Source organism: Chloroflexota bacterium, from assembly GCA_016875535.1.
Lineage (GTDB): Bacteria > Chloroflexota > Dehalococcoidia > SHYB01 > SHYB01 > VGPF01.
In genome coordinates this window covers 1-20759 of sequence record VGPF01000043.1, presented here as the reverse complement: position 1 = coordinate 20759, position 20759 = coordinate 1, and the positions used below count along the sequence as shown (strand labels likewise).

The window sequence follows — 20759 nt, the reverse complement described above, 5'->3', positions numbered from 1 at the left end:
ACCTGCCACCAGCGGAGTATGAGGCCACCAACGGTGCTATACTGGCCCCGGCAAGAGCCGGGACTCAATAAACGAGCCCTCCATCAAACCCGGGGCGGTTCACCCCTCACAACGGTCCCACTAGGGATACCCTCTCTTCTCTCGTCCCCCTCGGGAGAGGAGAGGGTTCTTTTTTGCCTGGCGTCAGTTCGCCTTGGCCGCCAGCGTCGCCACGTAGTCGCCCTGGGCGATGGGCTGCGTGGAGCGCGGCGCGGGCTTGAGCTCCAGCGCAGTAAAGCTATAGCCATAGGCCGAGCCTGCGGCCGCGGCGGGATGCTCGCCGCCCACCACTAACTTCAGAAGGACCACGGGCGCCTTTATCGCCGGGTTGCTGGAGGAGATGCTGAGGACCACCGTGGCCTCTCCCGCACGTATGCAGGTCACGTCCACCGGGCAGCGCGAATCGTTGACCACTTCATTGAAGGCGATGAGGACCTGCGCCCCGGCAAGCTCGGCGTAGCCGCCCACCTTCAAGGTGAAGGGCGCGTTCACCGCCACTTGCGTGTAGCCGCTGCCGGGAACCGGCGAGGCTGTGGGCCGTGGCGTTGTTGTGGGGGGCTTCTCATCGCCCGTGGAGCAGGCGGCGAGGGTGAGCGTCGCTAGAAGGGCTATCGCAAGCAGGCTGAACCGGCGCATCGGCGTCTCCTTTGCTCGTCTATAGAAGAGACGTCTGTGACACTTCGGAAGTTCCCTCTCGCCTAGTCCCGCCTTCGCCCTCGCTATAATGCCCCCCATGAAGTTCGCCTTCTCCTTCCCGTACCGTCGCGTCACGCGCTACACAGCCTACCGCAGGCAGGAGACCTTTATCGAGATGCTCAGCAAGGCGGAGGCCCTGGGTTTTGACGCCATCGCCGCAGGAGACCACCTGGTGATGCCCAAGTACCACCAGCATGTGGCGACGGAGGTTTGGTTCGACCCCTTCAGTCTCTTAGCCTTCGCCGCGGGCATGACCAAGCTGCGCGTCATCACGGACATCGTCGTCGTCCCCTACCGCTCGCCCTTCCAGACGGCCAAGTCCATCGCCACGCTGGACTTCATGAGCGGCGGGCGCGTCATCGTCGGCGCCGGCGCGGGTTACCTGGAGGGCGAGTTTGCCGCCCTGGGCATCCCCTTCCGTGAGCGCGGGGCCATCACGGACGAGTACCTGGAGGTGATGAAGCTCCTGTGGACGCAGGAGAGCCCGCGCTTCCAGGGGAAGTACGCCGCCTTCCGCGACATCGTCTTTTGGCCCAAGCCGGTGCAGAAGCCGCACCCGCCCATCTGGATCGGCGGGGAGACGCTGCCTTCCATGAAGCGCGCGGTGCGCCACGGCAACGGCTGGATCCCCTTCACTATCGAGGTGGAGGGCCTGAAGCGCGCCATGCAGACCTTCGAAGGGCTCTGGGCCGAAGCGGGCGGCCGCAAGCCCGGCTTCGATATCGTGATGCGCGCCGATAGGGTCCACCTGACGCCGCAGCCGATCCTCAGCCCCGATCGCCAGCCCTTCTGGGGCTCCGCGGAGCAGGTGGCGGGCGATATCCAAGCCTGCATGGAGGCTGGCGCCACCTACTGCATCGCCAATTTCCAGGGCTTTGAGCTGGGGGAGCACATGGAGAACATGGAGCGCTTCGCCCAGGAAGTCATGGGACGGTTCACGGGAAAGGCGGCATAACCACGGACACCATCATCTCCAGCGATTCCCATATCTTCGGGCCGCCGGCAGCAGCTGCGCGTGGTGTCCGCGCACTTCGAGGCCGGGTGGGCGCCGCGCAGGGGCTCACTCGCCCTTGAACTTCGGGTCGCGCTTCTCCAGGTAGGCGCGGTAGCCTTCCTTGAAGTCCTTGGTGGTCATCAGGCGCTCCTGGCCGAAGCTGCCGAACTCGAGATCAGTCTCCAGAGAGACGGACTCAGCGCGGTAGACGTGGCGCTTGATAAGGGCGACGGCAACGGAGGGCTTGTTCGCGAACTTCTCCCCGATCGCCACGGCGGCGGCAATCAGTTCCGCCTGCGGGACCACACGGCTGACCAGGCCGAGCCGCAGGCACTCATCCGGCGGGAGCGCATCGCCTGTCCAGAGGATCTCTAGCGCCTTCTGCGTGCCGACGATCTTTTGCAGGAGATAGTTGCCGCCCATATCCGGCATCAGGCCGCGCTTGATGAAGAGCGGCACCATGCGCGATTGATCGGACATGATGCGGATGTCCGTGGAGAGGGCGATGCTCATGCCGGCGCCCGCCGCGACGCCGTTGATGGCGCCGATGACGGGCATATTGAGGCCGCGCAGGAGCGTGGCGGGCTGGAGATCGTACCGCGGGCGCGGCCAGACGAGGTGGCTTTTCGGGCGGTCGGCGTTGCCCATATCGCCGATGTCCATGCCGGAGCAGAAGCCTTTACCCGCGCCGGTGAGGACCACGGCCTTCACCGAGGGATCGCCCTCCAGCGAGCGAACGATGGCGATGAACTCGGCCACCAGCGCGGAGCTGAGGGCGTTCAGCGTCTCCGGGCGGTTAAGGGTCACGAGGGCGACGGCGCCTCTCCGTTCCAGCAGGACTGCGGGGTCAGGCATGGGCGGCTCCAGGCGTGGGATGCAGGAGGAATGTAGAGGAAGACGAGCGTGGAAGTCAACCACGGAGGAGGAGGTTCTCCTACGGCCTGTAATCGTAGCTCCAGGAAGCTCCGAAGGCAAAGACTGTGAGCAGACAGCTATCCCCGCTTACGGTCGCGAAGGTCGTAGTTACCGGAAACTCGAATCCTCCACTTTGATTGACGAGGACTGACGACCCAAGCACCTGGGATCTGCCTCCTGGGCAGGTCAACGTGATTGACGTCACGGTGCTGCCCGGGAGGAACTTGGTTCCGGTAACCATGTTGGTGATACCTTGGTTGAAGGGAAAGCTCGTGAGACGAACGCTCATCGGGACTGAGAGAACGTAGGGGACGGCAGCTGTGGCGGTCCTGCCTGCCGAATCGGTGGCTGTGCAGTAATACCGAAGGGTATTCACCACTCCCGGAAGGGGTACTTGGAACCCGAGAGCGAACGTTCCGCTCTGGTCGATAGAAATCGGCGCAGTGTTGACCGGAGCGCCTTCGCAACGCAGGTTGCCTGAAGGTATGTTTCCGCCAGGCGTGAAGTTATAGCCTGTCATATAGACGGTCGCTGGGCCATTCCCGATGTTCACGTCGAACCCGTTTCCGGTGTAGAGAGATGCCGGTGGTTGCGGCGTTGCAGTTGGCCCCGCCGTCGGCGTGCGTGTCGGTGTCGCCGTCGGTAGAGGCGTCGGTGTGGGAGTTGGGATAGGCGAGGGTGTCGGCGTCGACAGCGGCGTCGGTGTTGCTGTCGGCGCCGATGTAGGTGTGAGTGTTGGTGAGGGTGTGGGCGTCGGCAGCGGCGTCGGTGTTGCCGTCGGTGTCGGTGCAGGCGTCACTGTGGGCGCTGCGGTTGGTGTCGATGTCGGCGCGAGGGTGACGGTATACGTTACCGAGGCGGTGATCCCGGCGGTATCCCTCGATCGGATCAAAATGGGCCCGAGCGGGGTCTCTTGCCGCAGCGCGACGTTGAATATGAAAGAGCCGGTGTTCTCAAGAGAAAGTGGGCTTGTGTTGAGCGGCGCATCGTTGGCAGTGAGCGCTCCCGTGTTGATGGCGCCGAAGGGCGTGAAGTTGACGCCTTCGATGCGGAAGGAGCTTCCCGGCGGTCCGGCGCTCGGAACGAGCGTTAGACGCGGCGGCACGATGATCTCGATGGATGCCGTAGCCGTGCGCCCGGCGGCGTCTATAACGGTGATGGCATTTCTGGTACGCGTGTTGATGCTCGGGAAGCTGACGCTTACAGAGAAGCTGCCTGTCTCGTCTATCGGGACAACGGCGGGATACGGCCCTCCCGGCATCCGGAAATCGCCCTGGCGGATGCTGCCGAAGGGCGTGAAGTTCCGCCCCGTGATGACGAAGGCGCCTGTGTGAAGCCCTGATGCAAGTGTCACCGAGAGCGTCGGTGGGCTTGGGGTGGGCGTGACCGTGGGCGTCGCTGTCGCGGTCGGCTGCGGCGTCGCGGTCGGTGTGCGCGGCACGGGGGTCGAGAGGACCGCGCCGGCCTTGAGCGCGGCGAGCCGAGGCGTGATTGTGCGCTCCATGACGGCAAGGCCGATGCCTTGGACGGGCACACCGCTCCTGGAGAAGCGGATGACGGCCGTGTTGATGCCGACGATCTCGCCGTTCATGGAGAGGAGCGGCCCACCGCTGTTCCCTGAGTTGATGGCCGCGTCCGTCTGGATGAGCCATGTGTCATCGCCATCCGGCGCGAGAAAGCGGGAGATGATGCCTCGCGTGACGGAGGCGGAGCCGCGCACGTCCAGGGGATAGCCCATCGCGACGACATCCATGCCCTGGTTGATGCCGTTTTGCGGCGCAAAGGCAAGGGCCTGGAAGCGCGCGCTGCAACAGATGCGCACGATGGCAAGGTCTCGGACGGCGTCATAGCCGAGCAGTCGCGCTTCGTAGCAGGTCGCATCGTTCACCGTTACTTCGATGAGCCCCGCCCCTTCAACGACGTGGAAGTTCGTGAGCGCAAGCCCGGCGCCGCTACTACTGTCCACTTCGATGATGACGCCGGAGCCGGAGGAAAGACTCGTCTCGACGAGGACGACGCCCGACCGCACTTGCGCGACCATCGCCTGCAGGGAGGGAGCAGGCGTCGGCGTGATGGTCGGCGTAGCCGAGGGTCGCGGCGTCGGCGTCTCTGTGGGTAGGGGTGTGGGCGTGCGTGTTGCAGTCGGCTCGGGGGTAGGCGTCGGCTCTCGAGTTGGTGAGTTCGCCGTGACCGTCGCGCGTACTGCGGCGGCGATCGTCGCTTGTCGGCGTTGGAAGGGGCGTCGGGGTTGGCCTGGGCGCCTCGGTGGGGCGGAGCGTGGGTGATGGAGCAGGCGAGGGTGTTGCGGATGGCGGAAGAGCGCGGATGGTCGCCTGCACGCCCGCCGCAAGAGTGGCTGGCAGGTCCGGGGTCGGCGCCGGTGTGGGCAGGGAGGATCGCACGAGGGACTGGACCGTCGCCGCGAGGTCATCCGGAATGGGCTGAGGAGATTGCGACGGGTCTTGGGTCTGGTTCGCCCTCGGCGTGGAGGCCTCCTGCAGATCGCAGGCGGAGAGAATAAGTGCGCCCAGGACGATCAAGGCGCACGGGAGCATCCTCCACCACAAAAGGCGCTTGTTCCACACGGCATCACCCCGACCCGGGGGCAGTATAGCAAGCCCGGGGAAAGACGCAAGGCGCGCAGGTTATTGTACAAGCGGCTGTGCGAACAACCCTGGCTGAGCAGCGCGTATCCGTCGCAAGGCGTAGAATTGCGGCGAGGTTAGTGGTGCACCAAACAGAAAACGCGCCCCGGCGGTCCTACGCCATCTTCGCCGTCGTGGCCATCGGGCTCTTCGTCGTCTCCGTTGACACAGCGATGATCGTCATCGGCATGCCGGCGTTGACGGAAGACCTGGATACGACTCTCGGCTGGGCGGGGTGGACCATCACCGGCTATCAGCTGAGCCAGACCGTGATCATGCCCATCGCGGGCAAGCTGAGCGATACCTTCGGACGCAAGCGCCTCTTTCTGATCGCGGTCCTTTTCTACATCACGTGCTCCGTTGTCGCCACAACGGCCCCCAGCGTCTATGTGCTGATCAGCGCGAGGACGCTCCAGGGCTTGGCGGGCGGTGTCTTTCTTCCCTCGGCCACGGGTATCGTGGGCGATGCCTTCGGCGGCGCGCGCCGGGGGACGATGATCGGCCTCTTCTCCAGCGTCCTGCCCATCGGCGGCATGATCGGCCCGAACATCGGCGGCGTCCTGGTGGACCTTGCCTCCTGGCGGTGGATCTTCGCCTTCAGCATCCCATTTTGCGCCGCCTTGTTTACTCTGGGGGTGCTGGTGATCCCCAATAAGCCTGGACTTCCCGGCAAGCACAAGGTTGATGTGGCGGGCGCGGCGCTCCTCGCGGCGGCCGTCATCTCTTTCATGTACGGCATGACCTCCTGGGCGAACCACCCCGACCGGATTGACAGCCCGTCCGTTTGGGCGTTTTTCATCATCGCCGCAGTCTTCTTCGCCTTGTTGATGCGCCAGGAGTACCGGACGGCGGATCCGATGGTTGACCCGAGGTTGCTTTGGAAGAAGTCGTTCGTTGCGGTCAATGTCTACACGTTTATCCATTCAGCCGTTCTCTTCGGCACATTCACCTTCATCCCCCTGTATATGAAGGACGCCTATGGGCTTTCGGGCACCCAGAGCGGCGCGATCCTGACGCCGCGCTTCGTGGCTGCGGCTATCTTCTCCGCCATCGCGAGTTTCCACCTCAGCCGCACCGGCTACCGGGCGCCCATACGCATCGGCGTCATCGTCATCGTCCTCAGCGTGGCGCTCATGTCCTTGGGGAAGATCGAAGCGGCGCCCATCGCCGTCCTGACGGTGCTGGTCACGCTCACGGGCGTCGGCGGAGGCATCACGAACCCGGCCACGAACAATGCGGCCCTGGACCTGGAGCCGACGCGCCTTGCGGCCGTGACAGGCCTGCGCGGCATGTTCAGGTCCATGGGCGGCGTGGTGGGTATTACGGTCACCATCGTCGTCCTCAGCAACTTCGATGACAAGGTGCGCGGCATGGAGATCATCTTCCTCAGCATGGGCATTTCCCTGGCCGCGACCCTTATCCTCATCGGCTGGATCCCGGAGTCGCTCAAGGTGCGACAAAAGCGACAGTAAGGTCACCGTCGCCTCTGGGCGGGATGGTATACTGCCCTCGCAATCACCCGTCAGGAGCGCCTTATGTACCTCGTTCGACGCACCTATAGAGTGAGGCCCGGCAAGCACCGGGAGGCCGCTGAGCTTATGGTGAAGATATGTCGGATCTATGAGAAGGCGGGCCAGCGCGGCCCGACGCGGGTCTACTGGAGCGGGCAGACGGTCCCGGGGCTTGCGAACCATATATACATGGACTGGATCGCGGAGAAGCTCGAGTCGCCGTACCGGGAGGGCAACGTGGCTCCCCCGGAGGTGGGGCCGATAGCGCGGCAGCTTGCCGAGCTGCGCGAAGAGTCCTGGATCGAGTTCTTTGAGATGTGCCCCCCGGTGAAGTAGGCGCCGTGAATTGGCGGACGCAGGAGAACCTGGTCGAAGCCTTCAGCGGACTTGGGCGGCTGCCCGATGAGAAGATTGACCTGGCCGCTTCGGCCTTGCTCGTCGCCGCCGGCGAATACACTGACCTCGATATCCAGCGCGAGCTTGGGCATCTTGATGGCCTGGCATCGGCGGCGAAGCGGCGCTTAACCGGAGAGCGCGACGCCCTGGCGGACGCCAACTCCCTGAGCCGCTACCTCTTCGATGAAGTGGGCTTTCGCGGCAACCGCGACGCCTATTACGAGCCGCAGAACAGCTACCTGAACGACGTCCTTGCCCGTCGGCTCGGCTTGCCCCTCACGCTTTCGCTACTATACATAGAGGTCGGCAAGCGGCTGGGGCTGGGCTTTGAGGGCGTCGGCATGCCGGGGCATTATCTGGTGCGTCACTGCGAGGAGACGCGCCTTTGCATTGACCCCTTCAACGGCGGCGTGCTCCTCTCCGAAGACGAATGCGCCGCGCGCTTGCGTGAGACGATGGGCCGCACCGATCTTGTCTGGGACCCCAATTACCTGCGCCCCATAGGCAACAGGGATACCCTCGTGCGCATGCTGCGCAACATCAAGCAGGCCTACCTACGGCTGGACGACGCGATGCGCATGATCCGCACCATAGACTACCTGCTGGCGCTGCAGCCGTCCCTGGCGGAAGAGCGCCGCGACCGCGGTCTCCTTCGCTACCGCCTCGGCGATCACGCCGCCGCCCTGGATGACCTCTCCGCCTACCTGCGCGATGCGCCGGACAACCAGGACGCGCCCGCCGTGGCGAACTTGGTGGAGCGGATGCGGAGAGGGTAGGGGGAGGGTGATTTCTTCTTCTCTTTATCTCTTACCCCAATCTCTTATCTCAACTCATAGCGTCTCTTGCCCACTAGACAGTGGTAGTTATTATATAGGTAGACGGTGAAGCATGGAGGAGGTGGCGGATGGCGTTGGCGATGGGCGGAGCGGTTGCGCGGAAGAGTGGTGGGGCTCGGGTACCAGATTTGCTTGATGGCGAGTTTCTTGGCTTTGGACAGGCAAAAGTCGGCTGGGATACCAAGGACGCGGACGCTAATGCTCTGAAGGTTGACCTGCCAACCGGTGGGTCGGTGAATGTCCCTGTGGTAGGTTTCGGCATTGGCGTCAAGGATGTTGATCTTGGGTTCTGGAATGGGCGTATAGAGTCGCTAGTCGCAGTGGTAGACGCAGACCGCGACTCTTGGGTGGGCATAGGATTCTCGTCTGACGACCAGCCGATATTGTCTGCAGCTGGTGCCGCTGCTTCGGCAGGTAAGGTCATTCAGCTAGGCCGGCCGATCGGAGGCACGGGCAACAACAATTTCTTCTATGACACTAATGGCTTCGGCATTCACAATGGTTCAATGGGGCTATATGAGCAAGTACTCTGGGATAGCTCTCAAGGTGCTTTCTACACCAGCAATGCCTCCTCAATTATTGGGGGTGCTTTGCGCTTTTACAGTGGTGCGATGGGAGCGAGCGCCATAGACCTTGTGGTGCTCCGGGATGCTGCAGGCACACTCGCCCAACGAAATGGCGGGAATCCCCAAGCATTTAGGGTTTACAACACATACACCGACTCGAACAACTACGAGCGCGGCTTCTTGCGCTGGAACAGTAACGTGTTGGAGGTTGGCAACGAGAGTGCTGGTACTGGGTCAGCTCGCAAGCTGCGCCTGATTTCAGCGGGTGGACAGATCCACACTGTCTCCTCCTTGTACATAGGCGATGACTTCCCCACGAGTGGAGTGAATGTTAGCCGTTACTCAATGAACGGAATCGATTTCAACGGAGGCCCGTCTGGAAATCAGGGCCCCTTCTTTATCGGCGCTGCTCGAACCACCAGCGCTCCTTCTCAAGGCGGCAGCCTGACGCTCTACGCCCAGGACAGCAATGGGACTGATGTTAGTGGCTCGGCTCTTGTCCTCAACCCCGGGCTGGCAACAGGGACTGCGGCAACGGGTGACGTAACCATCAGCGGCGCCAACCCTCTTGGGTCGGGCAATACACTACAGACGCGCGTGACGCGGTGGGCCTTCCAAGGCTCCACCGGCCACATCCTCCCGGGCGCAGACAACGCCTATGATATTGGCGCCAACACGCTCCGTCTCCGCAAAGTCCACGTTGGCACCGAACTGCATTTCATCACCAACGGCGCCTTCGACCACTACTTCGCCCACGGCGCTAACCTGACCCTCCAATACGCCAACAGCTTCATCCTGAACCCCGGCGGCGCAGGCACTGCTATCTCCTTCACATCCTCCGGGCATCTGCAGTTTGCCGATGGCAAAAACATCATCGTGGACTCCACCACCGGCACCAAGATCGGCACCGCGACCACACAGAAGCTCGGCTTCTATAACGCAACGCCGGTGACCCAGCGCACCAAGGCGGGCCACAACAACTGGGCCGCCTTGTCCGATGTGGTGAGCGCCCTCGTGGAACTGGGCCTCTTCGATCAGGCGTAGCGCAAGGATCGTGGTATCACTATCAGCATCTTCGCGGGCGGGATGCCTGCGACAAAGGAGTTGCATGTCGAGCAGCAGTCAGGTGGTGGAGGAGATCGGCAAGATGGATAAGTTGGACGTGGAAGGGACGGACCTTTCGCTGCCGCGCGAGATCGAGGCGGCCATCGCGGCGCGCCAGCGCCAGGTGCTCCGCAACTCGGCGGTGCTGGCGCAGATGAATCTGCGCCTGGCACGCCGCCGCGAGGCCCAGGACGAGGTGAAGGCCTATAGCAAGACCTTCGACCAGCACGTGCGCGATATCGCCGAGATCGACCGGATGTACCCGGAGGCCAAGGCGATGATGGCGGAGATGGACAAGCAGGCCGTCGTGCAGAACAAGGAGTCGCGCGAAGAGAAGTAGCCTCGGCGGTTCGGTCACAATCGCATAGCACAGCCTTCGCCAGGACAGAGAGCCGGGAAGGCGCAAGCCTCACACGCTGGGGCGGCGCCTTCCCATTTTGTTTGCTCGAAGGCACAGACCAGGCTGGGACTCTCCCGGCGTTATACGAAATGCTCAGGAGGCGCAATGGGCGTCACGCAGGAAATGGAAAAGATGTCAGTGGAGGATGTGGTTGATCTGAAGCGTTCGCTGGAGGCCGACCACGCCGACGCGCACGAGGCGTTCGACCGCGATGAGCGCTACTACGCGCTCGACTTCAAGAACGAGCTGCGCCTGCCCGACCGCCTCATCTCCCACGCGGCCATCGTGCCCACCGCCCGCTTGAAGCACCTTGCCCCCAGGAACGTCAACATTGATACGGGCGGCGGGCGGCTCTTCATGGAGGGCAAGCTCTGGCCCCAGCCGGGCGGCAAGGGGCGCGGCTCCGGCCCGCTCCCGCCGGGCGCAGGGGGCCGCATGCGCCAGGGCGGCGTGGACCCCATCGAGCGCATCAAGGACATGGACATCGAAGAGTGCGATATCTTTGTCAATTACGGCGCCGTCATCGGCGTCGGCGTCTCAGGCCTGGAGAACGCCGAGCTCGCCGCCGCCCTGGCGCGCATCTACAACGAGTGGCTCGCCCGCTATTGCAGTCACAACCCCAAGTGCCTCAAAGGCATTGCCGCCGTGCCGTTGCAGAACGTCCCCATGGCCATCGCCGAAGCGCGCCACGCCGTCCAACAGCTCGGGATGATCGGCGTCAGCGTGCCCTCCAACGTCCACGGCAAGCCCATCAGCGACCCGGATTTCCATCCCTTCTTTGAAGCCCTGGAAGGCCTGGATGTTCCCCTGGGCATCCACGTCGGCCCGGCGTCCACGGCGTCCGCCATGCCGGCACGGAGCGGTTCGATAACTTCCTCATCATCCATCCCATCTCGCACCCCATCGAGCAGATGATCGCCCTTGCGGGCATCGTCATGGGCGGCGTGCTGGAGCGCTTCAAGAAGCTCCGTGTCGCCTTCCTGGAATCGGGCGCCGGCTGGGCGCCCTTCCTCATGGAGCGCATGGATGAGGATTATGGGAAGCTCAGCCACCTTGGCCCCTATATGAAGGCCAAGCCCAGCGACTACATGCGCTCGGGGAGATGCTTCTTCGCCTGCGAGCCTGAGGAGAAGACCCTGCCTATGGTGTTGAAGCTCGTGGGGGAAGACCAGGTCGTCTACGCCTCTGACTATCCCCACTGGGACTGCCTCTTTCCCGATTCCGCCCGCATCATCTACAAGCGGGATGACCTCTCACAAGCGGCCAAGGCGAAGGTTCTAGGAGAGAACACGCGGCGGCTCTACCGCTTGGCGTAGGGCCGCTTACCGGAGCTTGGGCAGCGCGTCTTTCGCGAACCGCGCCATGGCCTCGCACAGCTCCGTGTGCGTCAGGCCCCGGAAGCGCAGGGTGATGTAGGAGACGCCCAGCTCCTTCAGCCGCGCCACCTGCTCCCGCGCCTCGCCAATGTCCGTGCTGAGGGAGGAAGCCTCTTCTCCCCCGGCGAGCGAGGTGTGGCGCTGGGTCTGTCCCGCCGCGCCGGAGTAGTAGAGCGTATAGCCCATACGGAAGCCTTCCATGCTGCGCCCGCGCGCCGCCAGCAGGCGCTTCAGCTCCGCCACGTCCTTGGTCAGCGTGCTCCAGGTGCGTCCCAGCGGGTGCCAGCCATCGCCTAGGGCCGCGGCGCGCTCCAGGGTCTTCTGCGTCCCGCCGCCGATGATGATGGGCAGGGGCCTTTGCAGCGGCCTCGGCTGAAATGCGATGTTGTCGAAGGAGATGTACTGCCCCTGGAAGGCGGGCTTCTCTTCGTTCCACAGGGTGCGCATCACCTTGATGTATTCGTCCGTCAGCGCCCCGCGCTCGTTGAACGGCACGCCCAGGGCCTCGAACTCTTCCTTGATCCAGCCCACGCCCACGCCCACGGTGACCCGCCCGCCGGAGAAGACGTCCAGCGTCGCCAGGGACTTGGCCAGGATCACCGGGTGGTGGTACGGCAGGACAAAGACGTTGTAGAGGATGCCCAGCCGCTTGGTGCCGGTGGCGATGACCGTCCCCGTGACGATGGGATCGTGCCAGAACGGGCTCACCGTCTTGGCGTGGGAATAGGGCATCACCGCGTGGTCGCCGATGCTTGCGGCGTCCAGGCCCATCTCCTCGGCCAGGCGCAGCGTCTGCTGGAGCGCCGCCAGGTCCGGGTAGCGCTGGAACGGGCTGAGGCCGAAGCCGAGTCGCATCGCGCGCCCGCTAGTTGCTCGTGACGCTCAGCGTGTAGGTCCCGGTGCTGGCATCGTCCGGGTTCGTGACCACCACGTAGATGGTCCCGGTCTTGGTGGCCGCGTACTGGATGCGCGAAGCCTTGGTGTTGCCGAAGTCGTCGTTCGCCGTGATGATGGTGCGGCCGTCGCTGTCCACGAGCACCAGGTAGGAGTCCGCCAGGGTGCCGAGGCTGACTGCGATGATGTAGGTGGCGCCCTGCCGGATGGAGAGGGTGAAGATGTCGCTGTCATCGGCGGCGTTCAGCGCGCCCTGCACCGGCTGGCCCGAGGTCACCGCCGCGGCGGAGCAGGGCTCGTTCCCGTAATCGTCGGTCACCGGGTCGTTCGTCGTTGAAACGGTGATCGTGTAGGTGCCGTTCTCGCCGCCGCTGGAGCGCCGCATGGCCAGAAAGAGGGGCCCGCTGGTCTGGGCCGTCCAGACGATGCGGGAGGCGAGGGTTTGGCCGATGTCGTCATTCTGCGTGATGCCGCAGTCGCTGGGCCCCTCCAGCCGGAGGTTGGAGTCCTCCAGGGTGATAAGCCTCACCTCAGCCTTGTAGCGCGTCCCTTGGGTCGCTTGGAAGCTGAAATAGTCCACATCGCTATCGCTGTTCGTGACGCCGTTCATGGCGGCGCCGAGGGTGAGGGCGGTGGCCTTTGCCTGGGTGTCTCCGTGATCGTCCGCGGCCGGCGGCAGCGGCGCGATGGGCGGGAAGGTCTGGAAAGAAGAGAGCATGCTCTGCACGATGGGCCCGTGCAGGGAGGCCAGGCTCTCCCGCACGTTGCTCTGGGCCACCACCGCAAAGTCGCCGTTCGTGGTGATCACCAGAAGCAATCTGATGGGAACGCCGTTCGTCGTCGCTCGCGCTTCGATGGATATCCCCTGGGGAGCCACGGTGCGGATCCGCTGGACCTCCTGGTAATCGCGCAGGCCTCTTCGCAGCTGGTCCGTGAAGAGGGCGGCATATTCATCGGGCGTGATCTTGGGGGCGCGCTCGTACGAGATCTGGACGTTGGTGCCCAGCGGATGGGTGAAGCGCGCCACCTGCGCATTGGCGAAGATGGTCCAGTTCTCCGGGTAGGCGATGGAGACGCCGATGCGGCTGTTCTTATAGGTGTACTGGAGGGGCACTGGCGTCGGGCGCGGCGTCGGCGTGGGCGTTGGGGTTGCCGTCGGGGTCGGCGTCGGCAGGGGCGTTGGGGTAGGCGTTGGGCGTGGTGTCGGAGTGGGAGTCGGCGTCGGGGTCGGCGTGGGCGTTGGAGTCGGCGTGGGCGTCGGGGTCGGTGTCGCCGTCGGCACCGCGATGGCGTCCTTGCTGGGCTTGCCCGGCTTAGCGGGCTGCTCCATGCGGAAGGTGCGCGAAGCGGTCACCGGCGGCGAGAGGGGCGTGTGGTCCACCGCCAGAACCTCGATGGCCACCGTATGCTCCCCATTTTCCAGAGTCGTCAGCTTCACTTGCGTCTTCGTCGTCCGCGTCACCGGGACGCCGTCAACGGTCACGGCATAGACCGCCCCCTTGGGCTGGTTCTTGGCGCTGTACTTGACCGTGACTTCCACCGCTTTGACCGATTGCCCCTCTTTGGGCGAGGTGATGCTTAGGGTGACGGGCTTGCTCTGGGCGAAGACCGTCGCGGCGCCGGCAAAGAGGGCGATAAGGAGCGCGGGAAGGAGCAGCCAGCGCAGTCGCAAGGGGAAGGCCTGCATCAGGACCTCGTTTCAGGGCAGGGAGGGCATTGGACGCTAGGCGCGATTATAGGCGGAGGGTCTGTGGCGGTCAAAAGGGAGAATGGTGGCCGGAGGCACGTGCGACTGCTTGAATCCAGGGGGAGACCTGAGATTCAACGCCGCTGGGGGGTCAGCCAACCTTTGCAGGTACGTGCCTCCGGCCACAGGTACTACGTGTAGCGTCCTGGAACGGATGCACGTGCAGCGTCAGCCGTTCAGCGCGATGCGTAGTGGCTAACCCTCGTCATTATAGCCAACCGGACAATTCCCGTCACGCCGCAAAAGGGGCGCTCCCTAGGTATGGCGGGAGGCGCGCGGAGCCGTCCGAGGGGGAGGAACTCCAGAGTCTCTGCGGCGACGTCCTGCACGGCTTCAGATTTGCGGCCATTCCCGCTACAGTGGGAGGGGTGCATGTCGCCTTCTACTCGCCGGGAGCCTGTGCCGTGTCCACCCAAGAAACCGTCCCCGCCCCGCCAAGGAAGAGCGCACAGGAGGGATTCTCCTCGCGCTGGGGCTTTGTTCTTGCCACTGCGGGCTCCGCTATCGGCCTTGGCAACATCTGGCGATTCCCGTACATCGCCGGAGAGAATGGCGGCGGCGCCTTCCTGGTGCCCTACCTCCTCGCGCTGATCGTCATCGGCATGCCGGTGATGGTCCTGGAGCTCAGCGCCGGGCGCGCCGGAGGCGCCGGGGTGGTGGGGACCTTCGCTTGGACAAGGGAGCGGGCCGGATTCCTCGGGCTCTTGATCACGGCGGGCGTCATCTTCCTGCTCGCCTACTACCTTGTAGTGACCGGGTGGGCCATCGGCTATTTCATCCAGGCACTGGCAGACCGGCATCCCTCCTTCGGCGATTTCACGGACGGCTACACAACGCTCGTCTACTTCGCCATCGCGGCCGCCGTCACCATCGCTGTCGTCGCGGGGGGCGTCAGCAAAGGGATCGAGCGCTTCAACATGGTGCTCGTTCCCCTGCTCTTTGCGGTGATCATCGGGCTGGCGGTCTACGCCTTCACCCTTTCCGGCCGGCGTGAGGCGATGGAGTTCTACATCTCGCCCCGCGCCGAGGCGTTGGGCGAGGCCGAAGTGTGGATACGCGCATTGGGGCAGTGCTTCTTCTCGGTAGGCGTGGGGATGGGCGTGCTCATCACGTATGGCGCGTATGGAAGGAGGGATGTCGGGACGCCCGGCCTTGCCGCCACCGTCGGCCTGGCCGATTCAGGCATCGCGCTCATCGCGGGCTTTGCCATCTTCCCGATGATTTTCACCTTCGGCGGCTCGCCTGCGGCGGGGCCGGGCTTGGCCTTTGAGGCGCTGCCCAGGGCATTCGAGCAGTTTTCGCCCCTCGTCGGCTATCTCGTCGCCGTGACCTTAGAGGTGGCTCCGTTTGTCTGAACAGCCGGGCCCGTTGTGATAAGTGGAATCATGCTGCGGTGTTTTGGGCTGCCTCGGGCGCAGGCAGCGACTTCGCATAGAACTCGTCTGGGGTCATCCCGCCGAGACTCGAATGGGGCCGCCGGCTATTGTAGAACACGAAGTACCGGCCTAGCCCAACCCGCGCCTCGGACACCGAATCATACGCCCTCAGGTACACCTCCTCATATTTGACGCTCTTCCACAGCCGCTCGACGAACACGTTGTCCTTCCAGCTTCCCCGCCCGTCCATGCTCACGGCGATGCCGTTCTCCTGGAGAAGGCTGATGAATGCCTCGCTGGTGAACTGGCTTCCCTGGTCCGTATTGCAGATCTCCGGCGTGCCATGGCGCGCGATGGCCTCGTCGACCGCCTCGCGACAGAAGCTCACATCCATCGTGATCGATAGCTTCCACGCCAGCACCCTGCGACTGTACCAGTCCACCACCGCCGCCAGGAAGACGTACCCCCTGGCCATCGGCACATAGGTGATGTCCATCGCCCAGACCTGGTTCGGCCGGGTCACGGCCAGTCCTCTGAGCAGGTAGGGATGGACAGGATGGTTGGGGTGCCGCCGGCTGGAAGCGGGCCTCCGATAGAGCGCCTCGATGCCCATGCGGCGCATCAGTGAGGCAACATGTCGCCGCCCAGGGCACAGGCCCTCCCGTCGCAGCATGTCGCGCAGCATCCTGCTGCCCGCAAATGGGTGTTCCAGGTGCAGCGCGTCCATGCGGCGCATGAGGCCGAGATCAGCATCGCTCACCGCCCGGGGCCGGTAGTAGACGCTGGCGCGGCTGATGCCGAGGGATCTCGCCTGGCGGACGACGGGCAGGGCGTGGGTGCGGTCGATCATCGCCGCACGTCCAGCAGGCCGGCCTTGCTGAGCGCAGCTCCTAAAAAATCGTTCTCCAGCGCCAGCTCACCGATCTTGGCGTGCAGCGCCTTCAGGTCCACGGGCTTCTCCGTTGGCCCCGGCCCTGGGCCGAAGACCTCTGCCGCCCGCTCCAGCACCTGCGCCTTCCACTGGGTGATCTGGTTCGGGTGCACGTCGAACTGGGTTGCCAGCTCCGCCAGGGTCTTCTCGCCGCGGACCGCCGCCAGCGCCACCCTCGCCTTGAACTCTGCCGAATGATTCCTGCGGGGACGTCTGCTCATCGCTCGCTCCTTTTTTCGATGGCGCTATCATGCCATCTTCAGGCAGCGATTCCACTTATCCCCACTGTCCAGTTTTCCGGAGCCACCTCTCTTCTATGTGGCCCTTTCGGCGGCGGCGCTCACCTCGGCTGTCTCCTTATTGGAGACGGCGCGTGTGGGCGCGAGCGACTTCTTCAAGATTTCCAGGGCGCGGGCGCTTCTTTGCGTCAGCTTGCTGGTTGTGGTGATCGGGCTTGCGCCCGCCTTGAGTCACACGCCGCTGGAGTGGCGGGTCTTTGACCGGCCGGTCTTGGATTGGATGGACACGCTCTTTGGGGATTGGCTGCTCCCGCTGGGCGTCCTGATAACCGTGGGGGTCATCGGTTGGGTGGGCGGCGGCGCACTTCTCAAGAGTGAAGAGCGGCCCTGACTTCTCTACAGGGGCGCGATCCTGCTCTGCCGGTGGCTGGTGCCGCCGATGATCGCGCTGCTGCTGGTCTACCGGCTCTTCGATTAGGGCGATACGAGGCTGGTGCCGAAGGTCGGGGTCGAACCGACACGGGCTTTTGGCCCAACGGTTTTTGAGACCGTCGCGTCTGCCATTCCGCCACTTCGGCTTATCTGCTCGCCGATGCTGAGGAGAAAGCCTGCATTAAAGGCTGGGGTGATTGTGAAGATGGTGCCGAGGGCCAGAATCGAACTGGCGACACCGCGATTTTCAGTCGCGTGCTCTACCGACTGAGCTACCTCGGCCCACGAAGAGATATGGTACGGGCGCGCTTACCGGGGTGTCAAGGAAAGGCAGGAGCCGTTTCCTCTTATGGAATGGGGGAGAAATAACCTTTTTCGACAGCCTGCGTTTTACCTAATGTACGCCCCATCGGCGCTCTCTTCTTCTTGTCCGCCTCCCCCCGCGAAGCGGCGGTCTGGTCTTCCCCCGGGCCGCCGCTTCAACATTACTTAAGCGAGGCGCGAGGCTAACGAGAGGGCTTCTTGACCTTGGGGATGCCGCCGAAGCGCAGTCGCATGAGGCCCTTGATGTCCCGCCACGCCGTCTGGACGACCTTCACCCGGGTATCCGGGTCGTCCACCCAGTGAACGGGGATGTCCTTGATCTTGAAGCCGCGCTTCTCCCCGATGATGAGGATCTCCGAGTCAAGGAACCACCCGGTGTCCTTCGTCACGGGAAGGATGGCATCGGCGGCGGCGCGGTTGAGGGCCTTGAAGCCGCACTGGGCGTCTGAGAAGCGGGTGAAGAAGGTGAGCTTGATGAGGATGTTATAGCCCCGGGAGGTGATTTCCCGCTTGAGGGGGCGCTTCTCCACCTTTGAGCCCTTGGCAAGGCGCGACCCGATGGCGATGTCGTACCCGCCTGTGGTGACGGCCTCTATCAGGGGCGGGAGGGCCTCCAGCCCGGTGGAGAGGTCAACGTCCATGTAGCAGACGGCGTCCGCCTTGCTCTCCAGCCAGGCCCTGCGGAGGGCGCGCCCGCGCCCGCGCTGGTCCAGGCGGATGGCGTGGACGCGGCCCCCTGTTTTGGGGCCGTACTCCTGGGCGATGGCGAAGGTCTTATCCGTGGAGCCGTTATCGGCGACGACGATGCGCCACTGGTAGCCGCCCATGCGCTCTTGGCAAAAGGCAAGCAGCTTGTCTAGGGAGAGGGGAAGCTGTTTCTCTTCGTTCAGGCAGGGGATGACGATATCGAGGGTTGACATGCCGCCGGTCATTATAGCGTCTGCCCGGGGCCTGCTTCGGCGGGTTGTCCCGTAGGGTGTGCCCTCGATACAAAAGCCGCGATTGTGCTAAGATTCTCAGGTCAGAATATGCGCCGTTCCGCATCACGATATTCAGCTGAGCGACCCTGGGCGGTCGCTTGAGGGTGGCATATGGTAGTACCTGGCGATCTCTTCGGTGTCATCCCCCTGTGGGTTGCGGTCTACATCGCCGCCTTCATCGGTGGGAATGCGGCCAACTATGCGCTCTACGTTCGTTTCATCAAGCCCATCCTGCTGGGGCATAAGAATGAGAAGCGGTTCGATCAGCCGCTGAAGCGCCTGTGGGGGGTCGTCCTGGTTGTCTTCGGCCAGCGGCGCGTCTTGATGAGCCTTTCGTGGAAGTGGCGCGACCTGGCGGGGATCGGCCACGCGATCATCTTCTACGGCTTCATCTCGATGGTCTTCAGCTATGCGCTCTTCATCTTCCTTGATTCCATCAATCCCAAGATCTCCGGCTATGTGCTGGGCCCTGCCGGGCTGAAGGTCTTTTTCTGGTGGCTGGACATCCTGTCCGTGGCGGTGCTGGCTTCGCTGATCTGGGCGGCCTACCGCCGGTGGGGCAGGACGCCCAAACGCCTTTCCACGTTAAAGTCTCGGGAGGCGGCGATCATCCTGTTGGCCATCGGCTCGCTGATGCTGCTGCACCAGCTGACGGAGATATCGAGCGTGGCGGCGGACCTTCGCGGGCATGAGCAGGGTATCGTGATCGAGCACCTGGAAGGGGCGCGGACGCCGGCGATCTCCGCTTCTACGCCTGTGGCGGGGAACATCGGCCAGGCGCTGGCCTCGGCGGGCATCTCCTTCGATGCCGCGAACACGCTGCACGGCTTCTTCTACTGGCTGCATCTACTCTTGGTGCTGGGCTTCGGCGTTTACATCGCCTTTTCGAAGCATATGCACATCATGGCCTCGCCGCTGAACACCTTTTTCCGGTCGCTCACGCCGCGCGGCAGGCTCATCCCCATCGCCAATCTCACCGAGGCGGAGAGCTGGGGCGCGACGAAGCCGTACGAGTTCAGCTGGAAGGAGCTGCTGGACGGCTACGCCTGCGCCGTCTGCGGACGCTGCACCTTCAACTGTCCCGCCAACATCAGCGGCAAGCCCCTTTCTCCCATGAACCTCATCGAGCACATGAAGGAGAACCTGCTGGAGCAGGCGCCGGCCCTGGTGAAGGTCCAGGCATCCAAGACGAGCGACGCGAAGGCGAAGGCCGAGGCAATGCAGAAGGTGGCGGAGAAGCATCCGATCTTCAACGAGCACTTCACGGAGGAGTGGGTGTGGAACTGCGTGACCTGCTCCGCCTGCGAGCAGGAGTGCCCGGTGATGGTGGAGCACATTGACAGCATCGTGGACATGCGGCGGTACCTGGTGATGACAGAGGCGAAGATGCCGCCCCAGGTGCAGCAGACGCTCCAGAGCATCGAGACGCGCGGGCACCCCTGGCGGGGCACCCAGGCGACGCGGACGGACTGGGCGAAGGGCCTGCCGGTGAAGACGATCGCGGAGGCGGGCGACGCCTCCAAGATCGAGGTGCTGTTCTGGGTGGGCTGCACGCCCGCGCTGGAGCAGCGGAGCCAGGCGACGGCGAGGGCGATGGCCCGGGTGATGGAGCGCGCCGGAGTGAAGTACGCCATCCTGGGGGTGGAGGAGTCCTGCAACGGCGATCCCGCGCGGCGCCTGGGGCACGAGTACCTGTACGACATGCTGGCGCGGCAAAACATCGAGACGATGACCAAGTACCAGGTGAAGAAGATCGTGACGACGTGCCCGCACTGCTTCAACACGCTGCGGAACGAGTACCCGGACTTCGGCGGGACGTTCGAGGTGGAACATTACGCGACGTTCGTGAACCGGCTAATCAGCGAAGGGAAGCTGAAGCTGGCGAAGCCGATCAACGCCTCGCTGACGTACCACGATTCGTGCTACCTGGGGCGCTACAACAACGTGTACGACGAGCCGCGGCAGCTGATCCAGGCGATCCCCGGGGTGAAGCTGGAGGAAGTGCCGCTGCGCAACCGGGAGCGGGGCTTCTGCTGCGGCGCGGGCGGCGGGCATATGTGGGTGGAGGACAGCTCCGGCCACCATATCAACCACCTGCGCACGGAGCAGGCGCTGGCGAATAAGAGCGGCATCATCGGCGTCTCCTGTCCGTTCTGCCTGCAGATGTTCAAGGAAGGGATCGAGTCCAAGGGCAAGAAGGACGAGGTGAAGGCGATGGATGTGATCGAGCTGGTGGCGGAGAGCATGGGGGAGTAGGGGACCTCTCCCGGTCCTTGTCGTGTCCCTTGTTCCAGTTGTGGGTGGTTTGTGTTTTTCTCCTTTTCGTTTGTTGATTCGTTTCGAGGTGTCGCGGTGGGA

At 63.9% G+C, this 20759-nt stretch carries 18 protein-coding genes, 2 tRNA genes and 1 pseudogene; 12 read left to right on the top strand and 9 right to left on the bottom strand.

All coding sequences use genetic code 11. The annotated features are described in order from the left end of the window. Positions 1 to 183 precede the first annotated feature (183 nt). The gene (locus FJ039_10550) at positions 184 to 675 is read right to left on the bottom strand and encodes a hypothetical protein (GenBank protein MBM4406597.1); all 492 of its coding nucleotides are present in this window, start codon (positions 673 to 675) and stop codon (positions 184 to 186) included. An 88-nt stretch (positions 676 to 763) separates the two neighbouring features. On the opposite strand from FJ039_10550, the gene FJ039_10545 reads away from it, so the two are divergent. Beyond that, the gene (locus FJ039_10545) at positions 764 to 1690 is read left to right on the top strand and encodes an LLM class F420-dependent oxidoreductase (GenBank protein MBM4406596.1); all 927 of its coding nucleotides are present in this window, start codon (positions 764 to 766) and stop codon (positions 1688 to 1690) included. A 105-nt stretch (positions 1691 to 1795) separates the two neighbouring features. On the opposite strand, the gene FJ039_10540 is transcribed toward FJ039_10545, so the two are convergent. Then, positions 1796 to 2584, bottom strand: a complete 789-nt coding sequence (locus FJ039_10540; GenBank protein ID MBM4406595.1) for an enoyl-CoA hydratase/isomerase family protein — start codon at positions 2582 to 2584, stop codon at positions 1796 to 1798. A gap of 79 nt (positions 2585 to 2663) precedes the next feature. Next, entirely contained in the window at positions 2664 to 4685 is a 2022-nt protein-coding gene (locus FJ039_10535; protein MBM4406594.1) for a hypothetical protein, read from the bottom strand. Between FJ039_10535 and FJ039_10530 the strand changes: the two are divergent. The 8 genes and pseudogenes from FJ039_10530 (at position 4684) to FJ039_10495 (ending at position 11418) form a co-directional block, all read left to right on the top strand. Continuing rightward, positions 4684 to 4821, top strand: a pseudogene (locus FJ039_10530) (phytochelatin synthase). The gene FJ039_10535 and the pseudogene FJ039_10530 overlap by 2 nt on opposite strands. Before the next feature lie 551 nt (positions 4822 to 5372). After that, positions 5373 to 6761: an MFS transporter gene (locus FJ039_10525; GenBank protein MBM4406593.1), complete on the top strand. Its 1389-nt coding sequence runs from the start codon at positions 5373 to 5375 to the stop codon at positions 6759 to 6761. Between the two features lie 63 nt (positions 6762 to 6824). Then, on the top strand, positions 6825 to 7136 hold the full coding sequence (locus FJ039_10520; GenBank protein MBM4406592.1) for a hypothetical protein: 312 nt from the start codon (positions 6825 to 6827) through the stop codon (positions 7134 to 7136). Next, on the top strand, positions 7118 to 7972 hold the full coding sequence (locus FJ039_10515) for a tetratricopeptide repeat protein (GenBank protein MBM4406591.1): 855 nt from the start codon (positions 7118 to 7120) through the stop codon (positions 7970 to 7972). The genes FJ039_10520 and FJ039_10515 overlap by 19 nt, the downstream gene beginning before the upstream one ends. 128 nt (positions 7973 to 8100) lie before the next feature. After that, positions 8101 to 9642: a hypothetical protein gene (locus FJ039_10510; GenBank protein ID MBM4406590.1), complete on the top strand. Its 1542-nt coding sequence runs from the start codon at positions 8101 to 8103 to the stop codon at positions 9640 to 9642. Between the two features lie 64 nt (positions 9643 to 9706). Next, positions 9707 to 10042 carry a hypothetical protein gene (locus FJ039_10505; GenBank protein MBM4406589.1) on the top strand — a complete coding sequence of 112 codons (336 nt, stop codon included), beginning with the start codon at positions 9707 to 9709 and terminating at the stop codon, positions 10040 to 10042. 165 nt (positions 10043 to 10207) lie between these two features. Further along, positions 10208 to 11017 (top strand): hypothetical protein, encoded by an 810-nt coding sequence (locus tag FJ039_10500; GenBank protein MBM4406588.1) that lies wholly within the window; start codon positions 10208 to 10210, stop codon positions 11015 to 11017. Continuing rightward, positions 10981 to 11418 carry a hypothetical protein gene (locus FJ039_10495; GenBank protein ID MBM4406587.1) on the top strand — a complete coding sequence of 146 codons (438 nt, stop codon included), beginning with the start codon at positions 10981 to 10983 and terminating at the stop codon, positions 11416 to 11418. Before FJ039_10500 ends, FJ039_10495 begins: the two co-directional genes overlap by 37 nt. 6 nt (positions 11419 to 11424) lie before the next feature. On the opposite strand, the gene FJ039_10490 is transcribed toward FJ039_10495, so the two are convergent. Beyond that, positions 11425 to 12333, bottom strand: a complete 909-nt coding sequence (locus FJ039_10490) for a TIGR03619 family F420-dependent LLM class oxidoreductase (protein ID MBM4406586.1) — start codon at positions 12331 to 12333, stop codon at positions 11425 to 11427. Positions 12334 to 12343: 10 nt separating this feature from the next. Continuing rightward, the gene (locus tag FJ039_10485; GenBank protein ID MBM4406585.1) at positions 12344 to 14059 is read right to left on the bottom strand and encodes a hypothetical protein; all 1716 of its coding nucleotides are present in this window, start codon (positions 14057 to 14059) and stop codon (positions 12344 to 12346) included. A 464-nt stretch (positions 14060 to 14523) separates the two neighbouring features. On the opposite strand from FJ039_10485, the gene FJ039_10480 reads away from it, so the two are divergent. Further along, a complete protein-coding gene (locus FJ039_10480) occupies positions 14524 to 15474 on the top strand; it encodes a sodium-dependent transporter (protein MBM4406584.1) in 951 nt (316 codons plus the stop codon). 28 nt (positions 15475 to 15502) lie between these two features. On the opposite strand, the gene FJ039_10475 is transcribed toward FJ039_10480, so the two are convergent. Next, positions 15503 to 16647 (bottom strand): IS3 family transposase gene (locus tag FJ039_10475; GenBank protein ID MBM4406583.1). Its coding sequence is split into 2 segments (ribosomal slippage): positions 15503 to 16386 and positions 16386 to 16647, totalling 1146 coding nucleotides; the frame shifts between segments, so codons are not numbered across the junction. 97 nt (positions 16648 to 16744) lie between these two features. Here FJ039_10475 and FJ039_10470 point away from each other — a divergent pair. Then, positions 16745 to 17056 carry a hypothetical protein gene (locus FJ039_10470; GenBank protein MBM4406582.1) on the top strand — a complete coding sequence of 104 codons (312 nt, stop codon included), beginning with the start codon at positions 16745 to 16747 and terminating at the stop codon, positions 17054 to 17056. Between the two features lie 100 nt (positions 17057 to 17156). On the opposite strand, the gene FJ039_10465 is transcribed toward FJ039_10470, so the two are convergent. From FJ039_10465 to FJ039_10455, 3 genes are all read right to left on the bottom strand, one after another. Further along, positions 17157 to 17243, bottom strand: a tRNA-Leu gene (locus FJ039_10465). A gap of 60 nt (positions 17244 to 17303) precedes the next feature. Beyond that, a tRNA-Phe gene (locus FJ039_10460) sits at positions 17304 to 17379 on the bottom strand. A gap of 224 nt (positions 17380 to 17603) precedes the next feature. Beyond that, the gene (locus FJ039_10455) at positions 17604 to 18341 is read right to left on the bottom strand and encodes a glycosyltransferase family 2 protein (protein MBM4406581.1); all 738 of its coding nucleotides are present in this window, start codon (positions 18339 to 18341) and stop codon (positions 17604 to 17606) included. 171 nt (positions 18342 to 18512) lie between these two features. Here FJ039_10455 and FJ039_10450 point away from each other — a divergent pair, with 171 nt between their 5' ends. Beyond that, positions 18513 to 20657 (top strand): 4Fe-4S dicluster domain-containing protein, encoded by a 2145-nt coding sequence (locus FJ039_10450; GenBank protein MBM4406580.1) that lies wholly within the window; start codon positions 18513 to 18515, stop codon positions 20655 to 20657. Positions 20658 to 20759 lie beyond the last annotated feature (102 nt).

What these genes read in the sequence shown, in the direction of transcription:
- FJ039_10550 (MBM4406597.1), bottom strand. Translation starts at nt 675, where the DNA reads ATGCGCCGGTTCAGCCTGCTTGCGATAGCCCTTCTAGCGACGCTCACC.
- FJ039_10545 (MBM4406596.1), top strand. Translation starts at nt 764, where the DNA reads ATGCCCCCCATGAAGTTCGCCTTCTCCTTCCCGTACCGTCGCGTCACG.
- FJ039_10540 (MBM4406595.1), bottom strand. Translation starts at nt 2,584, where the DNA reads ATGCCTGACCCCGCAGTCCTGCTGGAACGGAGAGGCGCCGTCGCCCTC.
- FJ039_10535 (MBM4406594.1), bottom strand. Translation starts at nt 4,685, where the DNA reads ATGGTCGCGCAAGTGCGGTCGGGCGTCGTCCTCGTCGAGACGAGTCTT.
- FJ039_10520 (MBM4406592.1), top strand. Translation starts at nt 6,825, where the DNA reads ATGTACCTCGTTCGACGCACCTATAGAGTGAGGCCCGGCAAGCACCGG.
- FJ039_10510 (MBM4406590.1), top strand. Translation starts at nt 8,101, where the DNA reads ATGGCGTTGGCGATGGGCGGAGCGGTTGCGCGGAAGAGTGGTGGGGCT.
- FJ039_10505 (MBM4406589.1), top strand. Translation starts at nt 9,707, where the DNA reads ATGTCGAGCAGCAGTCAGGTGGTGGAGGAGATCGGCAAGATGGATAAG.
- FJ039_10500 (MBM4406588.1), top strand. Translation starts at nt 10,208, where the DNA reads ATGGGCGTCACGCAGGAAATGGAAAAGATGTCAGTGGAGGATGTGGTT.
- FJ039_10490 (MBM4406586.1), bottom strand. Translation starts at nt 12,333, where the DNA reads ATGCGACTCGGCTTCGGCCTCAGCCCGTTCCAGCGCTACCCGGACCTG.
- FJ039_10485 (MBM4406585.1), bottom strand. Translation starts at nt 14,059, where the DNA reads ATGCAGGCCTTCCCCTTGCGACTGCGCTGGCTGCTCCTTCCCGCGCTC.
- FJ039_10455 (MBM4406581.1), bottom strand. Translation starts at nt 18,341, where the DNA reads ATGTCAACCCTCGATATCGTCATCCCCTGCCTGAACGAAGAGAAACAG.
- FJ039_10450 (MBM4406580.1), top strand. Translation starts at nt 18,513, where the DNA reads ATGGTAGTACCTGGCGATCTCTTCGGTGTCATCCCCCTGTGGGTTGCG.